Source organism: Paraburkholderia sp. J11-2, assembly GCF_905220185.1.
Taxonomy (GTDB): Bacteria; Pseudomonadota; Gammaproteobacteria; order Burkholderiales; family Burkholderiaceae; genus Paraburkholderia.
This window is the reverse complement of record NZ_CAJMYY010000025.1, coordinates 66130-85368: the sequence shown is the minus strand read 5'-3', so window position 1 is coordinate 85368 and position 19239 is coordinate 66130. Positions and strand designations below refer to the sequence as shown.

The window sequence follows — 19239 nt, the reverse complement described above, 5'->3', positions numbered from 1 at the left end:
CGGTCCGCTTTTTTATTGCCTTGCCCGCGTTAGCGAATCGGCTTCAACCAGGCGGCTTCAACCCGGCAGCCACGCGGCCCATCTGGTCGATGCCGCTGTCGAACAGGCGCGCGAAGTAGGGAATCAGGTTGGGCATCATGAGCTGAACGAGCAGCATGCCCACGAGCATCGTGAGCGCGAAGCCGATCTGGAAGATACCGATCTGCGGCGCCGCGCGGTTGAGAATGCCGAGCGAAAGATTGGTGATGAGCAGCGCGACCACCACCGGCAGCGACAGCAGCAGGCCCGAAGTCAGTATCGTCGCGCCATAGTTGGCCATGAGGTTCCAGCCCGAGGCGCCCAGCACGCTCGCCGTGACCGGCAGCGTCTGAAACGTGGCGACGAGCGCCGCGAGCATCTGCAGATGGCCGTCGAACACGAGGAAAGTGAGCATCGCCATCATGTTCAGCCACGAGGAGAGCGCCGGCGTGCTGGTGTTGGCCTGCGGGTCGAAGAAGCTCGCGAAGCCCAGGCCCATGCCGAGGCTCATCATGTCGCCCGCCGCGGTCACGACCGCGAACACGAGCTGCATCGTGAAACCGAGCGCGATGCCGATCAGGAACTGGTTGACGAGGATCCACACGCCCTCGGCGGAAAACACCGTGACCTGCGGCATGGCGCCGAGCGTGGGCGCGACGATCAGCGTGACGAAGCCCGCGAGGCCGATCTTCACGCGCGTGGGTACCGAGCGGTTGCCCAACACGGGCGCGACCGCCACGAGCGCCAGAATGCGCGTGAACGGCCAGAGAAATGCCGTGAGCCAGGCGTTGAGCTGCGCGTAGGTGACGGTGAACATGGAGCGTGCCGGAAAGCCGCGCGGCGGCGGCGCTAGCCCGCCGCGACCGAGACGATGCTCGTGAACATGCGGTGCATGTAATCGATCATCGTCGAGAGCATCCACGGGCCGGCGATCACGAGCGTGACGCCAATGGCAATCAGCTTGGGGATGAACGAGAGCGTGGTTTCGTTGATCTGCGTGGCGGCCTGGAAGAGGCTCACCACGAGACCCACGGCGAGCGAGACGAGCAGCAGCGGGGCGGCTAGCAGGAGCGTGACGTACATTGCCTCGTGGGCAATCGTCATGACCATTTCGGGTGTCATCGTGGGCTCCTTAGCTGAAGCTCTGCGCGAGCGAGCCGATCAGCAGTTGCCAGCCATCCACCAGCACGAACAGCATGAGCTTGAAGGGCAGTGAAATCGTCGCGGGCGAGACCATCATCATACCCATCGACATCAGCACGCTCGCCACCACCAGGTCGATGATGAGAAACGGAATATAGATGGTGAAGCCGATCTGGAAGCCGGTTTTCAGCTCGCTCGTGATGAACGAGGGCACGAGCAGGGTGAGCGGTACATCTTCGGGGCCCTGCATGGGCGCCGCGTGCGAGATGCGCGCAAAGAGCGCGAGGTCGGACTCGCGGGTCTGCCGCAGCATGAACGTCTTGAACGGCGCCACACCGCGCGCCACGGCGTCGTCCATCGAAATCGTGCCGGCCGAGAACGGCTTGTAGCCGTCGTTGTAGGCCTTGTCGAGCACGGGCGACATCACGAACAGCGTGAGAAAGAGTGCGAGGCCCACGAGCACCTGGTTGGGCGGCGTGGTCGTCGTGCCGAGCGCCTGGCGCAGCAGCGAAAACACGATGATGATGCGCGTGAAGCTCGTCATCATCAGCACCATCGCCGGCAGGAACGACAGCATCGTGAGCAGCAGCATCGTCTGCACGCTCAGCGAGTAGGTCGTGCCGCCGTTCGGGCCCGGGCTCGTGTTGAAGGCGGGCAGACCTTGCGGACCGGCCACGCTTTGGGCGTGCGCGAGGTGCGGCAGCGCGAGGGCGACGGCGCCCGCACCGAGCATCAGCGCAAACGGGAGCGCCGTTCTGGCGATCTTGGCGAGGGTAGCCGCGCGTGCGTGGGCTTCGCCGCCCGCGTTCGGCGCATGAAGGGAACTGCCGTGCATTTACTGCGCTCCGCCGTCGTGACGCATGAAACGCGCGCTGATGCGTTTATTCGCTTCGCTCTTCAGCGCGTCACGAAAGCGCTGTGCGAAAGTGCCCGAGAGGGCGGGGGCGTTGGGAGCCGCCGCCGCGACGCCTGCGGGAAGCTCGCCCGCGGGTAGCGTATGAAGCAGGCGCACGTTGCCGGGCGCTGCGCCCAGCACGAGCCAGGTGTCGCCGATCTCGACCACGGCCACGCGCTCCTTGCCGCCGAGCGATGCGCCGCCCACGGTCTTCACGAGCGCGTTCTTCGGGCCGCCTTGCAGGCCGAGACGCCGTGCGAGCCAGGCGCAGCCGAACACCACGCCGATCACGAGCGCGAGACCCAGCACCGTCTGCACGACCGCGCCGAAACCGAGCGCGGGAACCGCGCTGCCGGCGATCACGGCGGAGGCGCCCGACGTACCCGCGGCACCGGCGGCCGCGCGCGTGGCTTCGTTGACCGCCTGAAGGTCGGCGGCCCGCGCGCTCATGACCGCGAAAACGGCGGCGCCGGCGAGCGAGAGGTGCACGGCGAGGCGCCACGAGAAGCGCAGCGCCTGCGCGCCGCGGGACTTGCCCGCGCGTCGTGCGTTGGCGCGAGAGACAACGCCCGTCGCGACGCCGGGAACAGCCTCGCGTTTCATCGGTTCAGCTTCCGGATCCGCTCGGACGGCGTGATGATGTCGGTGAGACGAATACCGAACTTGTCGTTCACGACCACCACTTCGCCCTGGGCGATGAGGCAGCCGTTCACGAGCACGTCCATCGGCTCGCCGGCCATGCCGTCCAGTTCCACGACCGAGCCCTGCGCGAGTTGCAGCAGGTTGCGGATGGCGATCTTGGTGCGGCCAAGCTCCACGGTCATCTGGACGGGAATGTCCAGAATCATGTCGATGTCGTTGGCCGTCTTGGTCGAATCGACCTTCGAGAGCGGCTGGAACACGGCCGCGGGCTGCGCGGCCGGTGCGTCGTTGCTGTTCTGCTCGGCAAGCGCGCTCGCCCAGTCGTCCAGCGACGACTCGCCGCCTGCATCCTGCGCCGCGGCCTCCGCAAAGCCCGGGTCGAGCACCGGCTCGTCTGCGCTCGTGGCGTTTACGTCACTCATATCCACCTTCCTTCATCGTGTCGGCTGCGCTGATCATCTTCTGGACCCGCAACGCGTATTGACCATTGAAAATTCCGTAGCCGCACTCCATCACGGGCACACCGTCCACCTTGGCGGTGATGTGTTCCGCGACGTTCATGGGCAGCACGTCGCCCTTCTTCATGTTCAGGATCTGCTCGAACGTCACGGGCACCTGCGCGAGGTCGGCCGTGAGCTCGACTTCGGCGGCCTGCACCTGCTGCGAGAGCACGCGCACCCAGCGGCGGTCCACGTCGAGCACTTCGCCTTGCAGCGGCGAGGCGAGCACGTCGCGGATCGGCTCGATCATCGAGTAGGGCATGCAGATGTGCAGCGTGCCGCCCGTCGGACCGAACTCGATCGAGAACTGCGTGACGATCACGATCTCGTTGGGCGTGGCAACGTTTGCGAACTGCGTATGCATTTCGGAGCGCACGTATTCGAACTGCAGCGGCCGCACGCTCTTCCACGCGGTCGTGTAGTGCTCGAACACGAGATTGAGCAGCTTGCCGATGATGCGTTGTTCGGTTTGCGTGAAGTCGCGGCCTTCCACGCGCGTGTGAAAGCGCCCGTCGCCGCCGAACAGGTTGTCCACGACGAAAAACACGAGGTTCGGGTCGAACACGAACAGCGACGTGCCGCGCAGCGGCTTTACGTGCACGAGGTTCAGGTTCGTCGGGATCGGCAGGTTGCGGGTGAACTCGCTGTACTTCTGCACGCGCACCGGACCCACCGAGATTTCGGCGGTGCGGCGCATGAAATTGAAGATGCCGACGCGCAACAGGCGCGCAAAGCGCTCGTTGATGATTTCGAGGCCGGGCATCCGGCCGCGGACGATACGTTCCTGCGTCGCGATGTTGTAGGGACGTACGCCCTGCTTCTCGGAGCCGTTCGAATCGGAATCGACTTCGCCGGTGACGCCTTTGAGGAGGGCATCGACCTCCTCCTGGGACATGAACTCGTCGTGACCCATCGTCATGATGACTGGCCCTCCATCACGGGAATCATTTCAGTCACGCTCACTGGACGACGAATTCGGTGAACAGCACGTCGTCGACGTGCATCGGCTTTTCGTTCGCGCCTGACGGCTGCGAGATCAGCACGGCGAGCTCGGTGGCGAGCGCGCGCTTGCCGTCGAGCGGCGCGAGGTCGGACGGATGCTTGTTCGAGAGCGCGAGCAACAGGCGGCTGCGGATCTCGGGCATGCGCGCGACGAGCGCGTCCTGGGTGGCCTGGCTGTCGAGCTTGAGCGTGAGCCCGATGCGCAGGTAGTGCGATTCGCCGTCGTCGGTCTGCAGGTTCACGGTCATCGGCTCGAGCGCGTAATAGACGGGCACGGCCGGGGGCGCTGCCGCCGGTGCGGCCGGCGCGCTCGCCGCGTGGCGCGACATGAAGAACCACGTCGCGCCGCCCGCCACTGCGGCGGCGAGGATCGCAATGAGCGCGATGAGGAGAATGCGCTTCATCGGTCCGGGTTTCGCGCCTTGGGGCGCGGCTTGCTGGGATGCGGTGGTGGTCGCCATGTCGAAGAGTCAGCCTGGGATGCTTGCAAGGGTCCGGGGCGCCGACCTGATGGTCAGTCCGGGCATGCTGCATTGTTCCGGCTTTTGCCTTTCAGCGATGGGAGGAATAGACGGGGGAATTCCGGCTATCTCGTGGTTTTGTTGCGCGCCGCGGCAAGCCGGGCGCGTCATGCGAGCGTGGGGCAGACGTAAAGCAGCCGCGTACGCGGCTGCATTGTCCGAAGGTGCCGGGCAGGTCCGGCCGGGGAGGTCGGGAGGTGGGGATGGCGCTTGAGGCGCGTCAGGCGAACGTGTCGATCAGGCCGACGGAGCGCTGCGTGACGCTCGCGGCGGTGCTGAGCGCGTCGTCCACGGTGTCCGCCGCGCTCAGCGTGCTGCCGGAACCCGAGCCCGAGCCCGAACCGGAACCGCTGGAGCGGCCCGAACCGCTGCCGTCCTGCTGCGCCTGCTGGTTCATCTGCCGCGAGAAGCCGTCGCTCACGCTCGCGCTGCCAAGGCCGATGCCGTTCTGCTCCATGGCCTCGCGCAGCTTCGGCAGAGCCGCCTCGACGGCCTCGCGCACCTGCTGGTGCTGCGAGACGAAAAGCGCGTGCGCGTGGCTTTCCGTGACCTGCAGAACAACCTGGAGCGGTCCGAGATCCTTTGGATTGAGCGTGAGTTCCGCCGACTGCTGGTGCGCGTTCGAGAGGAACACCACCTTCTGGCTGAGCGCGTCTTCCCAGTCGTTCGTGCCGACCTGCGGCGCGATCGAAGCGGAGGCGGCGGCCGCGGCCGCCGGATTCGCGCTGGCGCTGGCGGCCTGAGCCGCCTGGGCCTGGGCGGCCGACGCGGCGGCGACCGCTGCGGCCTGGGTGGCGGCGAGCGCATCGGTCGTGGCCGTGCTCGCCGTGACGTCGGTCTGCGTGGCGGCGCCTGCCTGCTGCTGCGCCGCAGCCGTGAGCGCGTCGGTTGCGGCCTTCGCGGCGTCGGTGGCGGTCGTCGTGACGCCCTTGGCCGCGTCGGCACTTGCGCCGCTGCTCGTTGCCGTGCCGAATGCCTTGCTTTGGGCGTTCGCGCTCAAATGCGAGGCGAAGCTGCTGGCGATGCCCGAGCCGGAGCCCGTGCTGGCCGTGGCTGCGCTGTTTGCCGCCGTGCCTGCCGTGTTCACCGCCCGCGTGGCGAGCGCGCCCGCGCCGCCGCGCAACTGCGCGAGCGCGGCTTGCAGCGCGTCGTGCACCGACGTAACGCCGGCACTAGTCGTGTTGCCGGTGTCCGTGCCGTCGCCCGCAGCGCCGGCGGCGGCTGTGGCGGCTGTGGCGGCTGCCGCAGCCGCCGCGGACGCGACGCCTGCGAGCGTGCTGTCGCTGTTCGCCTGGCTGCCTGACTGGCTGCTGTCGTCGTTCGCGTCAGTGCTCGTGCCGTTCTGGGCCTGCTGCGCCTGCAAGGCTTGCTGAGCCTGCGCCGCGGCGGCTTGGGCGCCTGCGTCCGCGGCCTGCTTTTGCTGGGAGCGCGCGGCGGCGCGGCGATCAGCGCTCGAGGTGGACTGCGAGCCCTGGCTCGAGTTCGAGCTCGACGTCTGCGAGGTGCTGCTGCTACTGCTGCTTTGCGACGAGGCATTGCTGCTCGACGCATTCGAGTTCGACTGCGCGGCGGCATTCGACTGCGCGCTTTGCGCCGCCTGGGCGTTCTGGCTGGCCTGCGCGCTTTGCGCGTTCATCTGCTGTTGCAGCGTCTGCGCGAAACCCTGGCTGGCGGCGTCGGCCTGGCTGATGGCGTTCGACGTCGTATTCGACGCGGCGTTCGATGCGGAATTGCCCGTCACTGCGTCGGCGGCGGCGCCGAACATCGAGGAGAGGGAAGAGAGGAGCGACATGCTGGCGGCCTCGAAAACGTATTACGGGTGTTGCGACGTTCGCGTGCGCAGCACGCGTGCGGCGTGCTCGTCGGCGTCGCGCTGTTCGCGGCGGGCGTCCTTGCGGGCCTGCACATCGTCGTGGCGGGTTTGCAGGACCTCGTACGAGCCGAGCTTCTGCTTGCTGCGCTGCCATTCGGGCTTGGCGGCCTCCACGCGCGCGGTGGCCTGCTCGAGCATGCGCCGCTGCTGTTCGATCGCCGCGTCGAGCGTGTCGATGAATGCCTGGAAGTTGCGCACGTTGCCCGCGGCCATGCCGCTGCGCGCCGATTCGGTGAAGCGTGCGTGATACTCGTCGCGGTAGGTGATGAGCGCTTCGAGCTGCTTTTCGACCTCGCCGCGCTCGCGCTGGACGCGGCCGAGCTTTTGCGTGGCGGCGTCGACGTCGTCCTGGGCGAGGCCGATCAAGGTTTGCAGCGCGGTCTGTTTCGTCATGTCCTGGCTCCGATCAGCTGGCCGAGCATCTCGACGCTCTGATCATAGTTCGCGGTTTCGCGAAAACCCTGCTGAAGAAAGGCCTCGATGCGCGGATACAGTGCGATTGCGCGGTCGAGCACGGCGTCGCGCCCGCTCACGTACGCACCCACGTTGATGAGGTCGCGGTTGCGCTGATAGCGCGAAAGCATCTGCTTGAGCGCGCGCGTCTGGTTCAGATGCTGGTCGTCGATCAGCGCGGTCATTGCGCGGCTGATCGAGGCCTCGATGTCGATGGCCGGATAGTGCCCCGCTTCGGCGAGCGCACGCGAGAGCACGATATGGCCGTCGAGAATCGCGCGCGCCGAGTCGGCGATCGGGTCCTGCTGATCGTCGCCTTCGGTGAGCACGGTGTAGAACGCCGTGATCGAGCCGCCGCCCTCAGGGCCGTTGCCAGTGCGCTCGACGAGCGCCGGCAGCTTCGCGAACACCGAAGGCGGATAGCCCTTGGTCGCGGGCGGCTCGCCGATGGCGAGCGCAATCTCGCGCTGCGCCATCGCATAGCGTGTGAGCGAGTCCATGAGCAGCAGCACGTGCTTGCCCTGGTCGCGGAAATATTCGGCGAGCGACGTGGTGTACGCGGCAGCCTGCATACGCAGCAGCGGCGACACATCGGCGGGCGCCGCCACGACGACCGAGCGTGCGAGGCCGTCCTCGCCGAGAATCTGCTCGATGAATTCCTTCACTTCGCGGCCCCGCTCGCCGATCAGGCCGATCACGATGACTTCCGCACTGGTCGCGCGCGCCATCGTGCCGAGCAGCACCGATTTACCCACCCCCGAGCCCGCGAACAGGCCCATGCGCTGGCCGCGCCCGACCGTGAGCAGCGAGTTGATCGCGCGCACGCCCACGTCGAGCACCTTGTGGATCGGCTCGCGGTTCAGCGGATTGATGACGGGCGCGGTGAGCGGCGCGTCGGCTTCGGTGTTCAGGGGACCCAGGCCGTCGAGCGGGCGGCCCGAGGCGTCGACCACGCGGCCGAGCATGCCCCAGCCCACCGGCAAGCGTTTCGCGCCCGCCTTCGGGTCGGCGATCGGCGCGGTTTCGAGCGGCCAGACGCGCGCGCCGGGCAGCAGGCCCGCGACTTCGGTCGTCGGCATCAGAAAGAGTTTGTCGCCGCCGAAGCCGACCACTTCCGCCTCGGCCATCGGCAGCGAGCTGCCCGGCGGCAGTTCGATCATCACCTCGGCGCCCACGGCGAGGCGCAGCCCCACCGCTTCGAGCACGAGGCCCGCCGCGCGCGTGAGACGCCCGCAGCCGCGCAGCGGCAGGGCGAGCGCGTTGCGCTCGCGAAAGCTGCGCAGCTGCGCGTTCCACGTCGTGAGGAACGGGTTGGCCGGGTCGTAGTTCGCCGGCGGCACGTAGGGCGCGGGCGGCGCCTTCGCCTCAACCGGCGTGCCGGTAGCGCCGTCATCCGTCAGCCCTGGTGGCGCTTCGAGGCTGTCCGCGGCCAGCGCGGCGTCGATCGCGTCGATGGCGCCCAGCTCCCGCGCCTTGCGCGTGCCCGGAATGTCGAGGTCGCCGACCAGCAACGCGCCAAGCTGCGCGGGGTCGCTCGCGAGCGGGCCGAACGACGCGAGCGCGAGTTCCTGCTCGAGCGGCGTGAGGCCGCCCGTGTGGATGGCCTGATGGCTCGGCGGTTGCGGGTGGTTCACCATGGCCGCGCCTTGCCGAGCGCGGCCGTCACGCGCTCCCAGCGCGTGCGGATGCTGGCGTCGGTTTCGCCCGTCGCGGCCTGTGCGCGGCAGCCGCCGCGCTCGATCGTGGGGTCGGTGCGCACGCTCCAGCCGCGCGTTTGAAGGTCGTCCAGCAGGTAGGCCTCGACGATCGGCAGATCGGCGGGGCTCACCACGAGTTGCGGGGAGCCGGAAAGCTGTGGCTCGGCCACGAGCACTTCGCGCGCGACCGCGACAAGCGCCGTCGGGTCGTGCTGAACGTGCTGGCGCACGACCTGCTGCGCAATGTCGAGCGCGAGTTCGACGAGCGTCTCGGCCACACCGGCCTGTGCCGTTTCGAGCGCGTCGCTAAAGCGCCGCGCCAGCAGCGCGAGCTGCATGGCCTGCGCACGCGCTTCGGCCTGGCCTTGCTCGAAACCCTGCTGGCGACCTTGCTCGTGCCCGGCCTGATAGCCGAGCGCCTGACCCGCCACATGGCCCGATTTGAGCCCTTCCTGGTGCGCCGCGTCGCGCAGCGCGTGCAGCTGCGCTTCGAACGCGGCCGTTTCGTCGGGCGTGGGCGGCGGCGGCGGGGGAGGCGGCGGGTCGAACGAGGCCATCTCCCAGCGCTGGTACGCTGAGCGATGCCTGTTCGCGGAGCTGCTGTCAGACATAAGCGTCTTCTGCCTTGCCGCCTAGAACGATCTGGCCGCTCTCGGCGAGGTTGCGCACGATCTGCAGGATGCGGCGCTGCTGCGCCTCGACTTCCGACACGCGCACCGGACCGCGCGCGTCGAGGTCTTCGGCGAGCAGTTCGGCCGCGCGCTGCGACATGTTCGCGAGGAACTTCTGGCGCAGCGCGGGCGGCGCGCCCTTGAGCGAAATGATGAGCGACTCCGACTCGACTTCCTTGAGCAGCAGCTGGATCGCGCGGTCTTCGAGGTCGAGCAGGTTCTCGAACACGAACATCTGATCGATGATCTTCTGCGCGAGTTCCGCGTCGTACTGGCGGACGTTCTCGATCACCCCTTCTTCGTGCTGGCTCGTCATGAAGTTGAGGATTTCGGCCGCCGTGCGGATGCCGCCCATCGGGCTGCGCTTGAGGTTGTCGCTGCCCGAGAGCAGGTTCGTGAGCACGTCGTCGAGTTCGCGCAGCGCCTGCGGCTGGATGCCGTCGAGCGTCGCGATACGCAGCAGCACGTCGTTGCGCAGACGCTCAGTGAAGCACGAAGCGATTTCCGAGGCCTGGTCGCGGTCGAGGTGCACGAGGATCGTCGCGATGATCTGCGGGTGCTCGTTCTTGATGAGTTCGGCCACCGACCCCGAATCCATCCACTTGAGGCCTTCAATGCCGCTCGTGTCGCCGCCTTGCAGAATGCGGTCGATGATCGCGCCGGCCTTGTCCTCGCCCAGTGCCTTGTTGAGCACGTTGCGGATGTAGTCGTTCGAGTCGAGCGAGAAGCCGGTGTGCTGCTCGGCTTCCTTGACGAAGTCCTGCAGCACGACCTCGATCTCTTCGCGCTTGACGTTCTTGAGCGCCGCCATGGCGGCGCCGATTTTCTGCACTTCGCGCGGACCGAGGAACTTGAAGACCTCGGAGGCCTCCTGTTCGCCGATCGACATGAGCAGCAGCGCGCTCTTGGTTGCGCCTTCAGCGTTCATCGTTCACCCAGCTCTTCACGACGGTTGCTACGATCTTCGGATCCTGGCGCGCGATGTTGCGCGCGTATTCCAGGTTGCGTTCAAACTTGTTCTTCTCGTTTTCGAAGGCGAGCAGGGCGGCTTCGTTTTCCGCGTTGTCTTCGCCTTCCGCGCCGGCGCCGCCGATGCGCACGGCTTCGGGGAGCCCGTCGAGCAGCAGCGGCTCGCCGTCGGCCATGCCGGGCAGCGCGGGCGCAACCGGCTCGGGCGGCGGGAACGCGCGGCGCAGCGCCGGCTTCACCATCACGAAGTAGAGGAACAGAGCCACCGCGCCAATGCCGAGCCACGTCGCGATCTGCTTGGCGAGTGCGAGGATGTCCGGCTGACGCCACCACGGCAGGTTCGCGTTCGGGTCGACGTCGGTCTGGAACGCGGCGTTCACCACGTTCACCGAGTCACCGCGCTTGGCGTCGTAGCCCATGGCGTCCTTCACGAGCTGCTCGACCTGCGCGAGCTTCTGCGCGTCGAGCGGCTGCATGGTGGCGTGGCCCTTGGCGTCCACCTTCTGCTGATAGTTCACGATCACGGCGACCGACAGGCGCTTCACGTCGCCAGCCGCCTGCTGATAGTGGCGCACGGTCTTGTCGAGCTCGTAGTTCGTCGTGGTGTCGCGATGATCGGAAACCGGCACCGCGGCCGACGCGCCGTTCGCACCCGCCGGCGCGTTGACCGGCGCGGAGGCCGGCTGCGGCGGCTGGTTCGTGAGCGCGCCGGGCACGCCGCCCGCGCCGCTTTGCTGCATTTCCGTCGAGATGTTCTGCTGCTGGCTGCGGATGGCGGCGGCTTGCGGGTTGGCGTTCGGACCGTAGGCTTCGGAGGTCTGCTCGAGCTTCGAGAAGTCGAGGTCGGCGCTCACCTGCGAGCGCGCATTGCCGGCGCCGAAGAGGGGCGCGAGGATCGCGTCGATGCGCGACTGGGTGTCGTGTTCGACCTGGCGCACGTACTTGAGCTGCGAGGCGTCGAGGCCCACGCCCGTGGCGCTCTGGGTGAGGAGGTTGCCGTCCTGGTCGACCACCGTCACGTTGCGCACCGGCAGGTCCGGCACCGCCGAAGCGACCATGTGCGTGATCGCGGCGACCTGGCCGTCGTCGAGAATGCGGCCCGGATACAGGTTGACGAGCACCGAGGCCGAGGGCGCTTCGCGCTCGCGCACGAACACCGAAGGCTTCGGAATGGCCAGATGCACGCGGGCCGTCTTCACGCTCGCGATCGACTGAATCGTTTGCTCGAGCTCGCCTTCGAGCGCGCGCTGGTAGTTGATCTGCTCGGCGAACTGGCTGATGCCGAACTTCTGGTTGTCCATCAGCTCGAAGCCGACCGAGCCGTTCTTGGGCAGGCCCTGGGAGGCGAGGCGCAGGCGCATTTCGTTGACCTGCTCGGAAGGCACGAGAATCGCGCCGCCGACGTCCGAGAGCTTGTAGGGAACGTTTGCGGCCTGGAGCGCAGTAATAATCGCGCCGCCGTCGCGGTCCGACAGGTTGCTGTACAGCACCTTGTAGTCGGGCGCGCGCGACCACAGCACGAGGCCGGCGACCACGGCAACGAGCACCGCCACGGCGAAAATGAGCGGCGCGCGCGGGTTGCCGCGCACGTTGCGCAGCGACGAGAGCGAACCGAGGCGTTGCGCGAAACCGCCGCCGAGGTCTTCCGCGCCGCCCAGGCCTGCGCCCGCGCCAGCACCGGCCGCGGCGCCCGCGCCAGAGGTGGCGAGGCCCATGCGGGCGTCGGGGTTGATCAAAGAATTGGCAGTCGAATCCATGCGACGGGTATCTCCGGAGGCTTCCAGGTCTCGCCTTGCATGGCGGAGACTTTCACGAGACGCATTATCCGGGGCCGCTGGCAAGCCGATTGCGCGAATAGAGCCGGGTTTTCCCCCTAGTTTCGGGGCTGCCGAATCGCACCCGCTGCTATGCTCTCCTCCAGATTCGGCGTCCTGTCAGGGCGCCGTGCTGGCCGGGCCCGCTGAATTGCCGCGGGAATGCCGAAATTCCGGCCTTGGGGCTCGTCCCCGGAACACCCCGCATGTCCCCCGCATGTCCCCTTTTCGTGGAGCAAACATGACCGTGCCAGTATCCCCGCTCACGTCCGCCCTGGCCCAGATGCAGTCGATGGCGACCCAGGCGGCCGGCGGCCCCACCGCAGCCGACGAAAAGTCCGCCGCGGCCACGGCCGGCGGGTTCGCGGCGGCGCTCAAGTCGTCGCTCGACCAGATCAGCGACGCCCAGCAGAAGGCCGTTGGCGAGTCGCAGGCGTTCGAACTCGGCGCGAACAACGTGTCGCTCAACGATGTGATGGTCGACATGCAGAAAGCCAACATCGGCTTCCAGTTCGGATTGCAGGTGCGCAACAAGCTCGTGGCCGCCTACACCGACATCATGCAGATCCAGGTGTGAAGGCCTTCGCCTCGTCAATGCGCTAAAGCTTCCTCCCCTACGTTCCGATAACCCGGCTAGAAGAGTCCGTCGCTCGTGCTTCGCGCAAGCGCCGGACGACCGCACTCAAGCCAAACGTATCAAGGAGAAGCGCCGATGTTTTCCCCTGCCCAATCTGGAGCTAACGCCTATGCACGCGTGGGCGTCGAAACGGGGGTCATGGGTGCGAGCCCGCACAAGCTGATCGTGCTCCTGTATCAGGGAGCGCGGCAAGCCATCGCGCAGGCACGTATGCATTTGCAGGCCGGCAACGTCGGCCCGCGTTGCGAGGCGATCGCCAAGGCGATCCGGATTGTCGAGAGCGGACTTCAGCTCGCGTTGAACGTCGAGGCGGGCGGCGAGATCGCTCAACGCCTGAATTCGCTGTACAGCTACATGACGCGGCGCCTGCTGGAAGCCAATATTAAACAGAGCGAGACCATGCTGGTCGAGGTCGACGGACTGCTGGCTACGCTCGAAGAAGCCTGGTTGGGGATAGCGCCGGAAGTGGCGAGGATGGCCGAACAGTCATCTGCGTCATCGCCCGGCTCATTGATGAGATGACTTCAAAAGCAGACTACTTCGCCCGCTACGAAGCGATAGCGGCCGTGTCGGAGCAGATGCTCCACGCGGCGCGCGATGCGCACTGGAACGATTTGATCGGCTTGCAGGAGGAGTACCGGGTCCTCGTCGATGCCTTGAAGGACGCCGAAGCCGCGGTACGGCTCACGGTTTCCGAGCGGGCGCGCAAGTACGAGCTGATCCGCCAGATCCTCGCCGACGACGCCGCCATTCGCGATCTCGCCAGCCCTTGCATGGCGCGGCTTTCGGCGCTCTTTTACGGCACCGCGCAGCCCGCGCGGGTCTTGCAGGAAATCTACGGCGCCCGTTAGCGCGGCGCGTGGCGCCTCGGGAGGCCACGGCGCGCAACGCCCCATGAACCGGCAGGTCAGCGCTGTGCGCAGATCCGGAACACCATGAACGGAATCGACACCGGAGCCGCCGCGCTCCTCGCGAGCCGCATCGCGGCGCTCACGCCGGTCGGCCCGCAGGGCGCCTCCGGCGCGGCGCAAACGGGCGTCTCCGCGCTCGCAACGGGCACTGCCGCGCTCGCCGACACCGCAACCAGCACAAACAGTACGCAGGACTCCACGCAGACCGTGCTTTCGGCGGTTGCGCTGGCGCTCGACGCCATCATCCGCTCGGGCGGCGAAGCGACGCCCGCCGTGGTGGGCAGCGCCCCCCTCTGGGCCAACCCCGAAGCCGATGCGGCGCCCGGCGGCGCCGGCGCTATGCCGCTGCCAGGACTCGCCGGCCAGGAGGCACAGGCGGCGCAAGCCGCGCTGCTCGCGGATGTGGCGCTCGCGGCCCAGGGGCTGGCCGGCGGCGCACTGACCGGGGCGGCCGACGCCGGGACGGCGGCCTCCACGCAGACGGCGTCCTCGCAAGATCCGCAAGCCGGGCAAACCACCCAGACCGCACAAACTGCGCAAACCGCAGCCGCCGCACAAGCCGGCCCGGTCGCCGCGCTCGCCGCGTCGCTCGCGCAAACGGTGAGCTCGAGCGGACTCTTCTACGAAGCCCACCTCGCGCAATGGCTGCGCGGCCAGCTCTCGCCCGCCGAACTCGCCGACGAGCCGCAGAACCGTCTGCTCGGCGCCCACGCGCAACTGCCGCTCGACTGGAGCCACGACGCAGACGACATCGACGACGTGCAATGGACCGAAACGTTCGCGGACGCGCCGGGAGGCGCACGCGGGGACGCGGGCAATGCTGCGAACGCGGGAAGCCAGATCAATGCCGCACTGGCGCGGGCATTCCCCGGGCTGGCGGAGCCGCACGGCGAGACGGCCTCGGCCACGGCACAGACCCAGGCACGCGCGGCGCTCGCCGACACCTTGCTGCCCGCCATGCACGAGGCCGCGGCGCAGGCCGCCGGCCCGTCGGTCCATCCGGCTGTGATTCCGCTCGTTCGCCAGCAGCTCGATCTGCTCGCGACCGGCGAGTTTCGCTGGAATGGCGAGGCCTGGCCGGGCGTGCGGGTGGACTGGAGCATCCAGCAAGACGATTACGATGCCCGCGACTCGCACTCGGGCGCAGCCGGTGTCGACGCCGACGACATTCCATGGCGCACGCGCCTCACGCTTGCGCTGCCGAAGCTCGGCACCGTCGACGCGGAACTCACGCTCACGGGCTCGACGCTCGCCGTGCGGGTGCAGGCGAGCGCGGGCGGCGCCGCGCGCCTGACTGCGGAGAGCGAGTGGCTGCGCGGGCGGCTCGAAGCGCTCGGGCTCACGCTTGCCGGGCTATCGATTCGCGAGATCGGCAGCGGCGCGGCGGCAAATCCGGCCGAGGCGGCGAGAGCCGCGAGCGCTGCGAACGCCTACGCCGCGCAAAACACATCCGCCGCGGCCAGCGCGCAGGCGGGCGCCGCAGCGGATGCGTCCGCCGCGCGAACGAGCGCCGACACTAGCGATCACCCGAACCACGACCAGAACTGGGAGCTGTGATGAGCCGCACGCACCGCAGGAGCGCCGCCGCGCTCGCCTACGACGCTCCCGAAGGCGACGGCGCGCCGCGCGTGGTCGCGAAGGGCTACGGCCTCGTCGCGGAGATGATCGTGCAGCGCGCGAAGGAAGCGGGCCTCTATGTGCACGAAGCGCCGGAGATGGTCTCGCTGCTCATGCGCGTGGACCTCGACGCGAAGATCCCGCCGCAGCTGTACCAGGCGGTGGCCGAATTGCTAGCCTGGCTGCACCGCCTCGAAGCGGAAAACGACGCGAAAGCCAAAGTGGCCGCGCAAGCGCAAACTGGCACGTCGGCAGCAGCAGCCGGCAGCCCCCTGCACGACATCAGCGACGTTCGCCGGGTCGGCGGCCCGCGCGGCGGGCCGCCCGCGCTGCCGTTCAACCCTTCAACATCATCTTGATCAGCAAGGCGAAGCGCTTGCCGTAGGGCGGCGCGATGAGCCCGCGCGCGTTCAGCCGCGCCTGGGTGAAGACGGGCTTCATCTTCGAGAACGTGACGAAGCCCTCGTAGCCGTGATACGCGCCCATGCCGCTCGCGCCAACGCCGCCGAACGGCAGTCCTTCGGCGGCGATGTGCATGAGCGTCTCGTTCACCGACATCCCGCCCGCGACCGTTTCGCGCGTCACGCGTTCGAGCGTGCGCGCGTCGTCGGCATACAGGTAGAGCGAGAGCGGGCGAGGGCGCGCGTTCACGTAGCGCAACGCCTCGTCGAGCGTGTCGTAGGGCACGAGCGGCAGGAGCGGCCCGAAGATTTCCTCCTGCATGAGCGCCGTGTGCGCGCCGGCGTTCGTCACGATGACGGGCGCGAAGCGCCGCGTGGCGGCGTCGTGCGTGCCGAGCGCGTGCAGTTGCGCGCCGCTCGCCTGCGCTTCGTCGGCGAGACGTTGCAGGCGCTCGAAGTGGCGCGCCGAGATGATCGACGTGTAATCGCGGTTGTTCGCGAAGTCCGGATAGAGCTGGGCGAAGCGCGTGCGCGCGCGGGCGATGAACGCCTCCTCCTGGCCGCGCGGCAGCAGCACGTAGTCGGGCGCGATGCAGGTTTGCCCCGCGTTCAGCGTCTTGCCGAGCAGCAGGCTGTCCACGGCGTAGTTCAGGCGCGCCTCAACGCCTATGATCACGGGCGACTTGCCGCCCAGTTCGAGCGTGACCGGCGTGAGGTTCGCGGCTGCGGCGCGCATGACCTCGTGCCCCACGCGCGTCGAACCGGTGAAGAGCAGATGGTCGAACGGCAGGGCGCTGAAGGCGGCGCCAACCGTTGCGTCGCCGTTCACGACCGCCACGTGGTCGCGCGCGAACGTCTTGCCGATCAGTGCCTCGAAGAGCGCGGACGTGCGCGGCGTAAGCTCCGACATCTTGATCATCGCGCGGTTGCCTGCCGCGAGCGCGCACACGAGCGGGCTCGCGGCGAGCAGCAGCGGGTAGTTCCACGGCACGACGATGCCCGCCACGCCAAGCGGCTGCGGCACCACCTTCGCGCGGCCCGGCAGCAGCCATTTGCCCACCGGCCGGCGCCGCGGCTTCATCCACCGCGCGCCGTGCCTGAGCGCCGCATCGATCTCCTGTTTGAGCACGACGAATTCCGCGAGCGCGACTTCCGCCTTCGAGCGCTGGCCGAAGTCGGCGTTCATCGCGTCGGCGAGCGCGTCGCGGTGCGAGAACAGCACATCGCGCAGCGCCTTCAGATGGCGCGCGCGTGCTTCCCAGGACGGGAACGGGTCGCGCAGGAAGGCTTCGCGCTGCGCGGCGAGCAGCGTGTCGAGCGCGGCGCGCGGATCTTCGGGCGCGCCGTACGCGTGGCGGGCGAAGTCTTCGGGCAGGTCCTGCTTCATGGTCGGTCCTCGTGGGGTTCGCGCACGCTGTGCCGCGTGCGCGAACAGGAAAATCGGGTCATGCAGTCGGGTCACATGCGGAGTCAAACCGAACGCGACGGAAACGCCCGCTCAATGATCGCGGCGTGATCGAAGCGCGCGGGCAGCGTGCCGAATACGCGGTCGCAGTCGGCGTCGTGCTCGTCGAGGCGCGTGGCGATGAACGCCTGCGCCATTTCCGGCGGCCCGTCGCGCAGCAGCATGGCCTGCGCGATCAGCACGATTTGCTGCGCGATGCGCCGCGCGCTCGCCTCGCGCGTGCCGGGCGCCCCGTTGAGCAGCACCGAGAGGCGGTCGAGCGCGGCGTTAAGCACCGGGTGAGTCTGGGCGTCGCGGCGCCACGCGAGAAAGAGCGCCTGGGCCGCGTCGGCTTCGCGCTCCAGCGCGCGCAGCACGTCGAGGCACATCACGTTGCCCGAGCCTTCCCAGATCGAATTGACGGGCGCTTCACGGTAGAAGCGCGCCATCGGCCCTTCCTCGACGTAGCCGTTGCCGCCCCATACCTCCATGGCCTCGCCGGTGAACGCGAGCGCGCGCTTGCAAACCCAGAACTTCGCCGCCGGCGTGACGATGCGCCGCCAGGCGCGTGCTTCGAGCGACGTGTCGTCCGTGTCGCCGGGTTTCGCGTCGGCGCTGTCTTCGAACGCGCGCGCAAGGCGCATGAAGAGCGCCGTCGCCGCTTCCGATTCGAGCGCGAGATCGGCGAGCACGTTTTGCATGAGCGGCTGCTCGGCGAGCACGCGGCCGAACGCGCTGCGGTGGCGCGCGTGGTGAATCGCCTGCACGAGCGCCGCACGCATGAGCGCCGCGCTGCCGATCACGCAGTCGAGCCGCGTGTAGTTCGCCATCTCGATGATGGTCGGCACGCCGCGGCCTTCGTCGCCGATCATGACGCCGTATGCGTCGAAGAATTCCACTTCGCTGCTCGCATTCGAGCGGTTGCCGAGCTTGTTCTTCAGGCGCTGCACATTCACCGCGTTTTTCGTGCCGTCGGGCCGGTAGCGCGGCACGAAGAAGCAGGAAAGGCCGGGGGCGCCTGAGCCGTCGTGCTCCGTGGTGCGCGCGAGCACGAGATGCGCGTCGCACTGCGGCGCCGAGAAAAACCACTTGTGGCCGGTGAGCAGATACGCCGCGCCGCGTCCCGTTTCGACGCCAGCCGGCCGCGCCTCGGTGCGGTTGCTGCGCACGTCCGAGCCGCCTTGCTTCTCCGTCATGCCCATGCCGATCATCATCGAGCGCTTTTGCGCGAGCGGCAGGTCGCGCGCGTCGTGCTCGCGGGTGTAGAGCGGCGCGCGCAGCGTGTCGAACAGCGCCGGCTCGCGCTGCAGCACGGCAATGCTCGCGAACGTCATGGTGAGCGGGCACAGCGACCCTGATTCGAGCTGCGCATGCAGGAAGTAGCCTGCGCAGCGCGCGGCCATCGCGCCGGGCTGCGGGTTCGAGTACGGCAGCGCGTGCAGCCCTTGCTCGCGCAGCAGCGCCAGCAGTTCGTGCCAGGCGGGGTGGAATTCGATCGCGTCGATCCGTTCGCCACGCGGGCTGTGCGTGTGCAGTTCGGGCTCGTGGCGGTTGGCGAGGTCGGCGAGCGCGAGCGTTTCGGCTTTGCCGAGCGTTTCGCCATGGCGCGTGAGCGTTTCGCGGTGCCAGTCCGCGCCCGCGCGCACGAGGGCCTCGCCGAGCGCGGCGTCGGTGGTGAAGAGGTTGTAGTCGGCGAGCGGCGGCGCCTGATTCGTGACTTCGTGGGTCGTGCCGGGGCGATGCGTGGCTTCCGTCGGGTTCATCTGCCTGTCTCCGATGCAAGGCTGCTGCTGCGGGCGCGGCGTGCTTCACGCGCGGCCGTTCGTGTTGTGTTCGCTGTCGTCGTGACGGGGAGGCGTGCGCAGCGGCCGCTCCATGTGAAGCGTCCGTGAGGTGAGTGATTCTTGTGCGCTCCAGCGCTCCCTGTGCTGCTTATGCTGTCCGGACGCTTTCGGGTTCCAGCGCTGGCGGCTGAACCGCCTTCCATCATAGGCGGCGATTAGCCGTCAGGTTTAGAGGGGATGCTCTGAC

The 19239-nt window shown here is 68.2% G+C and carries 20 protein-coding genes; 5 read left to right on the top strand and 15 right to left on the bottom strand.

Translation table 11 applies throughout. From position 1 onward, the window contains the following. Window positions 1–43 precede the first annotated feature (43 nt). From fliR to fliF, 13 genes are all read right to left on the bottom strand, one after another. Entirely contained in the window at window positions 44–835 is a 792-nt protein-coding gene (gene fliR, locus U5A57_RS30115; protein WP_321915334.1) for a flagellar biosynthetic protein FliR, read from the bottom strand. Window positions 836–867: 32 nt separating this feature from the next. Continuing rightward, window positions 868–1140, bottom strand: coding sequence for a flagellar biosynthesis protein FliQ (gene fliQ, locus U5A57_RS30110; RefSeq protein WP_321915333.1), 273 nt, complete (start codon window positions 1138–1140; stop codon window positions 868–870). Between the two features lie 10 nt (window positions 1141–1150). Next, entirely contained in the window at window positions 1151–1894 is a 744-nt protein-coding gene (gene fliP / locus U5A57_RS30105; RefSeq protein WP_321915381.1) for a flagellar type III secretion system pore protein FliP, read from the bottom strand. Window positions 1895–1996: 102 nt separating this feature from the next. Then, a complete protein-coding gene (gene fliO, locus U5A57_RS30100; protein WP_321915332.1) occupies window positions 1997–2659 on the bottom strand; it encodes a flagellar biosynthetic protein FliO in 663 nt (220 codons plus the stop codon). Next, window positions 2656–3120, bottom strand: coding sequence for a flagellar motor switch protein FliN (gene fliN, locus U5A57_RS30095; RefSeq protein ID WP_321915331.1), 465 nt, complete (start codon window positions 3118–3120; stop codon window positions 2656–2658). The genes fliO and fliN overlap by 4 nt, the downstream gene beginning before the upstream one ends. Then, on the bottom strand, window positions 3113–4111 hold the full coding sequence (fliM, locus tag U5A57_RS30090) for a flagellar motor switch protein FliM (protein ID WP_321915380.1): 999 nt from the start codon (window positions 4109–4111) through the stop codon (window positions 3113–3115). Before fliM ends, fliN begins: the two co-directional genes overlap by 8 nt. Window positions 4112–4157: 46 nt before the next feature. Further along, entirely contained in the window at window positions 4158–4661 is a 504-nt protein-coding gene (fliL, locus tag U5A57_RS30085) for a flagellar basal body-associated protein FliL (protein WP_321915330.1), read from the bottom strand. A 280-nt stretch (window positions 4662–4941) separates the two neighbouring features. Continuing rightward, window positions 4942–6513, bottom strand: coding sequence for a flagellar hook-length control protein FliK (locus U5A57_RS30080; RefSeq protein ID WP_321915329.1), 1572 nt, complete (start codon window positions 6511–6513; stop codon window positions 4942–4944). Between the two features lie 21 nt (window positions 6514–6534). Further along, entirely contained in the window at window positions 6535–6987 is a 453-nt protein-coding gene (fliJ, locus tag U5A57_RS30075; RefSeq protein ID WP_321915328.1) for a flagellar export protein FliJ, read from the bottom strand. Then, window positions 6984–8684 carry a flagellar protein export ATPase FliI gene (gene fliI / locus U5A57_RS30070; protein ID WP_321915327.1) on the bottom strand — a complete coding sequence of 567 codons (1701 nt, stop codon included), beginning with the start codon at window positions 8682–8684 and terminating at the stop codon, window positions 6984–6986. Before fliI ends, fliJ begins: the two co-directional genes overlap by 4 nt. Beyond that, window positions 8678–9355 (bottom strand): flagellar assembly protein FliH, encoded by a 678-nt coding sequence (fliH, locus tag U5A57_RS30065; RefSeq protein ID WP_321915326.1) that lies wholly within the window; start codon window positions 9353–9355, stop codon window positions 8678–8680. Before fliH ends, fliI begins: the two co-directional genes overlap by 7 nt. Further along, window positions 9348–10343: a flagellar motor switch protein FliG gene (gene fliG / locus U5A57_RS30060; RefSeq protein ID WP_321915325.1), complete on the bottom strand. Its 996-nt coding sequence runs from the start codon at window positions 10341–10343 to the stop codon at window positions 9348–9350. The genes fliH and fliG overlap by 8 nt, the downstream gene beginning before the upstream one ends. Continuing rightward, window positions 10333–12141, bottom strand: a complete 1809-nt coding sequence (gene fliF, locus U5A57_RS30055; RefSeq protein WP_321915324.1) for a flagellar basal-body MS-ring/collar protein FliF — start codon at window positions 12139–12141, stop codon at window positions 10333–10335. The genes fliG and fliF overlap by 11 nt, the downstream gene beginning before the upstream one ends. A gap of 298 nt (window positions 12142–12439) precedes the next feature. Between fliF and fliE the strand changes: the two genes are divergently transcribed. From fliE to U5A57_RS30030, 5 genes are all read left to right on the top strand, one after another. Next, window positions 12440–12775 carry a flagellar hook-basal body complex protein FliE gene (gene fliE / locus U5A57_RS30050; protein ID WP_321915323.1) on the top strand — a complete coding sequence of 112 codons (336 nt, stop codon included), beginning with the start codon at window positions 12440–12442 and terminating at the stop codon, window positions 12773–12775. 135 nt (window positions 12776–12910) lie between these two features. Further along, window positions 12911–13357 carry a flagellar export chaperone FliS gene (fliS, locus tag U5A57_RS30045; RefSeq protein WP_321915322.1) on the top strand — a complete coding sequence of 149 codons (447 nt, stop codon included), beginning with the start codon at window positions 12911–12913 and terminating at the stop codon, window positions 13355–13357. Further along, window positions 13354–13686, top strand: coding sequence for a flagellar protein FliT (locus U5A57_RS30040; protein ID WP_321915321.1), 333 nt, complete (start codon window positions 13354–13356; stop codon window positions 13684–13686). The genes fliS and U5A57_RS30040 overlap by 4 nt, the downstream gene beginning before the upstream one ends. An 84-nt stretch (window positions 13687–13770) precedes the next feature. After that, complete coding sequence (locus U5A57_RS30035; RefSeq protein ID WP_321915320.1) at window positions 13771–15303, top strand: flagellar hook-length control protein FliK; 1533 nt, start codon at window positions 13771–13773, stop codon at window positions 15301–15303. After that, entirely contained in the window at window positions 15303–15722 is a 420-nt protein-coding gene (locus U5A57_RS30030; RefSeq protein WP_321915319.1) for an EscU/YscU/HrcU family type III secretion system export apparatus switch protein, read from the top strand. Before U5A57_RS30035 ends, U5A57_RS30030 begins: the two co-directional genes overlap by 1 nt. Here U5A57_RS30030 and U5A57_RS30025 read toward each other — a convergent pair. After that, entirely contained in the window at window positions 15700–17151 is a 1452-nt protein-coding gene (locus tag U5A57_RS30025; RefSeq protein WP_321915318.1) for a coniferyl aldehyde dehydrogenase, read from the bottom strand. The genes U5A57_RS30030 and U5A57_RS30025 overlap by 23 nt on opposite strands. A gap of 83 nt (window positions 17152–17234) precedes the next feature. Continuing rightward, entirely contained in the window at window positions 17235–18971 is a 1737-nt protein-coding gene (locus tag U5A57_RS30020) for an isovaleryl-CoA dehydrogenase (RefSeq protein WP_321915317.1), read from the bottom strand. Window positions 18972–19239: the final 268 nt, after the last annotated feature.